Raw genomic sequence first — 2828 nt, 5'->3', positions numbered from 1 at the left:
GGTATCGGCGGGCCGCTCCTGTCGGCTTCGAGCTACTTCATGAAGTCCCCGCCGGAGCAGTTCAATGACGACCTCGCCCGTGAAAAGGTCGAGGCCTTCATCCGCGGCGACCTCGAGCGCTAAACCCTCTCCCTCCTTCCGCGACGCTCTCTCACTTTTGGTGGGTTGTGGCGCGACGCTCTCTCACTTTTGGTGGGGGAGCGTCGTGCTTTAAGCGTCCTGTTCGTAACGCCGGATGGCGTGGCTCGCCTGGGCGAGGGCGAGGAGCTTTAGCAGCAGTTGGCTGTGCAGGTGCAAGCCGACGGCGGCGGTGAGAATGAGCTGGTCGACGCTGTCTGGGGCGGTCGTCACCGCGATGTCGAGTCCGGCGACGTCGTCCATGGCCTTGCTGTAGGTATCCAGGAGCTCGCTGGAAACCCGAATGTTGAGGTTTTCCATCAGCTCGAGATGGGCGTTCAAAGCACTCCGGGCGTCACTTGGGTAATCCGGCCAATTCCGGAGACGCACGACGGCGTCCCCCGCCGGTGCGCGGACCCCGCCACTGCTGGTGGTGGAGGCGCCCAGGTCCAGCACCACGCGCTGAACCGCCGCTAAGAGCGTAAGGCGCGGGGCGCCGTCGTCGGCCATTTTGAGGAGACCGCGGATCTGCTCAATGTTCAGTCCGACTATCCGGCGGAGCGCCTGGATCAAATTGAGACGCTCGACGTGCCTGGCCGAATACTGCGCGCGAGTTGCGTGGACGGTCTGGCCGGCCGGCAACATGCCCTCGCGGAGGTAGTACTTGATGCTGGCGGCCGAGACTCCCGAGTGCTCGCTCAGTTCCTTGAGCTGCATGCCGCGTTCCTTCCTGCGAAGTCCCGGATCCACTGGATAGCGAATCCGGCGCCAATTATCCTGATGTACGTGTACTGGATAGTGGTTCTATCCTAAGGGCATGGACCACTGGAATGTACTGCTTATCAGCCACGTGACCGCCGCACTGTTTGTCCTTGCGATCGGCCCCTTCCAAATTCTTCGCCGACGCCGCGACCGTTTCCACCGCACCATGGGCTACCTATGGGTGGCGGCCATGTACTACGTCTGTGTCAGCAGTTTCTGGATTGTGACGGCCGGGCATTTCACCTGGCTGCACGGGCTGTCTGCCTTCACCATCGTGACGGTCACCCTTGGCCTCATCGGCGCGATCCGACGTGACATGCGGTCGCACCTGCGGAACATGATCGGCAGTTACATCGGCATTGCCGTTGCCTTCATCTTTGCCGTCGCGGTGCCCGGACGCGCGATTCCGGAGCTCCTTGCCGAGGACCCGGCCACCGCAGCGTACGTTGCCGGGCTGGTGGTGCTGTGCGTGGTGGTGGTCTTCGTTTCGCTCAAGCGCGGCGGTTCCACGAGTGCCCGGGGCGGTTCGAAGACCCAGGCGGAACTGGCTACGGGACGGGCAGCTTCGGCCGCTTCGGCAGGTCTGGCAGAACGGGCTGATCCGGCTGATCCGGCAGAACGGGCAGAACGGGCAGAACAGCGGGACGGACAACCAGCAGCGGGCCGGAGTTCTTGGTGAAGGACCGGACGCTCTCTCACTTCCTGCAGGTCTTTGGGTGACGCTCTCTCACTTCCTGCATATTTGGACGTGACGCTCTCTCACCCGGCGTCGGCGAAGCCCGATAACTGGGAATGATCTCGCCACGCGGTGCGCAACGTGCGCTTGATCTTGCCGATGGCCGCTTGGAAATCGTCAGCAAGATCGTCCTTGTCCAATATCAGGACAGTCCAGCCGGCGGCTTCGAAAGCCTTGTCACGGCGTCTGTCACTAAGGGACTGTGCGTCGAGGAGGTGATGTCCGCCGTCGTACTGGATGGCGAGCCGCCGATGGCGGTAACCGAGATCGGCGGTAGGCGACATGCCGTCACCGATGCGCAATGCCAGTTGGAGACCCGGCTCGGGGAGGCCGGCATCGGCCATCGCCAGGCGAAGCAACGATTCCGGCGCGGAGTCGGCGCCGACCCGCATCAGATCCAGTGCTGCCCGGGCACGGACCACACCCTGCAGGTTCGGATGGTGACCCACCAAGGTGCGCAGTCCGTCCAAGGTGTCGTGGGGCTGCGTCCGTCCCTCGAAGACCAGTCGCGGGATGCGGACTAATGGTCACCCATGCACACCAGATCACTCACCGACAGTCGTCGCGCCAAATCCAGCCACGTCCGCGATCGCGTGCTGATGCGGATGCCGTCGGCCCACTCAGTTTCGTCTTCCAGTGCCAGTACCGTGTGGCCGAGTACGCCGCTGCGGCGCACCGAGGGCAGGGCCCGGGGCTTGCTTAGATGCAACTCCGTCGAGTCGGCCAGCCAGGGCGGCAGCAGTTGGCACCGAAGCCGTGCCGCAGTGACGTGTGAGATCCAGGCCCCTGGCGACGCGTTCGACAGCGCCCGCGCCGCGGCCTCCAGCTCAAAGCTCCAGTCCGACGGGCGGTAGAGCCCTCGACCCACATGGACCACGTCTTTTCGCCGCAGCCTGTTTGCGGAAACGCCTGCGGCCCGCGCCGAGTCGATCGTGAACGGAGCTGTTGCCAGCAGTCCGGGCAGATTATTGCTCATTTGCATGCAGGCAGTCTGACCCAAAAGCGGCGACGCTGCAGAAGTTATCCACAGGCAGTCGCTGGGCGCACGGAAGTGAGAGAGCGTCGCCTTGGAGGCGGCAGGAAGTGAGAGAGCGTCGCCTTGGGCGCACGGAAGTGGGAGAGCGTCGCCTTGGGGCGGCAGGAAGTGAGAGAGCGTTGGGGGTGAGGCCGCAGGAAGTGAGAGAGCGGCGCGTTGGGGGCGGCAGGAAGTGAG

4 protein-coding genes and 1 pseudogene are annotated in these 2828 nt (G+C 64.1%); 2 read left to right on the top strand and 3 right to left on the bottom strand.

The window, feature by feature from the left end; translation table 11 throughout:
- Positions 1 to 123: pseudogene (locus tag LQ144_RS22815) on the top strand (inositol-3-phosphate synthase); the annotation flags it as partial.
- Positions 124 to 210: 87 nt separating this feature from the next.
- On the opposite strand, the gene LQ144_RS22810 reads toward LQ144_RS22815, so the two are convergent.
- On the bottom strand, positions 211 to 834 hold the full coding sequence (locus LQ144_RS22810; RefSeq protein ID WP_230121520.1) for a MerR family transcriptional regulator: 624 nt from the start codon (positions 832 to 834) through the stop codon (positions 211 to 213).
- A gap of 100 nt (positions 835 to 934) precedes the next feature.
- Between LQ144_RS22810 and LQ144_RS22805 the strand changes: the two genes are divergently transcribed.
- Positions 935 to 1558, top strand: a complete 624-nt coding sequence (locus LQ144_RS22805) for a DUF2306 domain-containing protein (RefSeq protein ID WP_230121519.1) — start codon at positions 935 to 937, stop codon at positions 1556 to 1558.
- 80 nt (positions 1559 to 1638) lie between these two features.
- Here LQ144_RS22805 and LQ144_RS23200 read toward each other — a convergent pair whose 3' ends face one another.
- Both LQ144_RS23200 and LQ144_RS23195 read right to left on the bottom strand, forming a co-directional pair.
- A complete protein-coding gene (locus tag LQ144_RS23200) occupies positions 1639 to 2085 on the bottom strand; it encodes a DUF559 domain-containing protein (RefSeq protein WP_354962394.1) in 447 nt (148 codons plus the stop codon).
- A gap of 50 nt (positions 2086 to 2135) precedes the next feature.
- Entirely contained in the window at positions 2136 to 2591 is a 456-nt protein-coding gene (locus tag LQ144_RS23195; RefSeq protein WP_354962392.1) for a hypothetical protein, read from the bottom strand.
- Positions 2592 to 2828 lie beyond the last annotated feature (237 nt).

Origin of the sequence: Arthrobacter sp. Bi83 (assembly GCF_918698095.1) — a bacterium.
GTDB lineage: Bacteria > Actinomycetota > Actinomycetes > Actinomycetales > Micrococcaceae > Arthrobacter.
The sequence above is the reverse complement of the archived record's forward strand: the minus strand, read 5'-3'. Positions and strand labels throughout refer to the sequence as shown.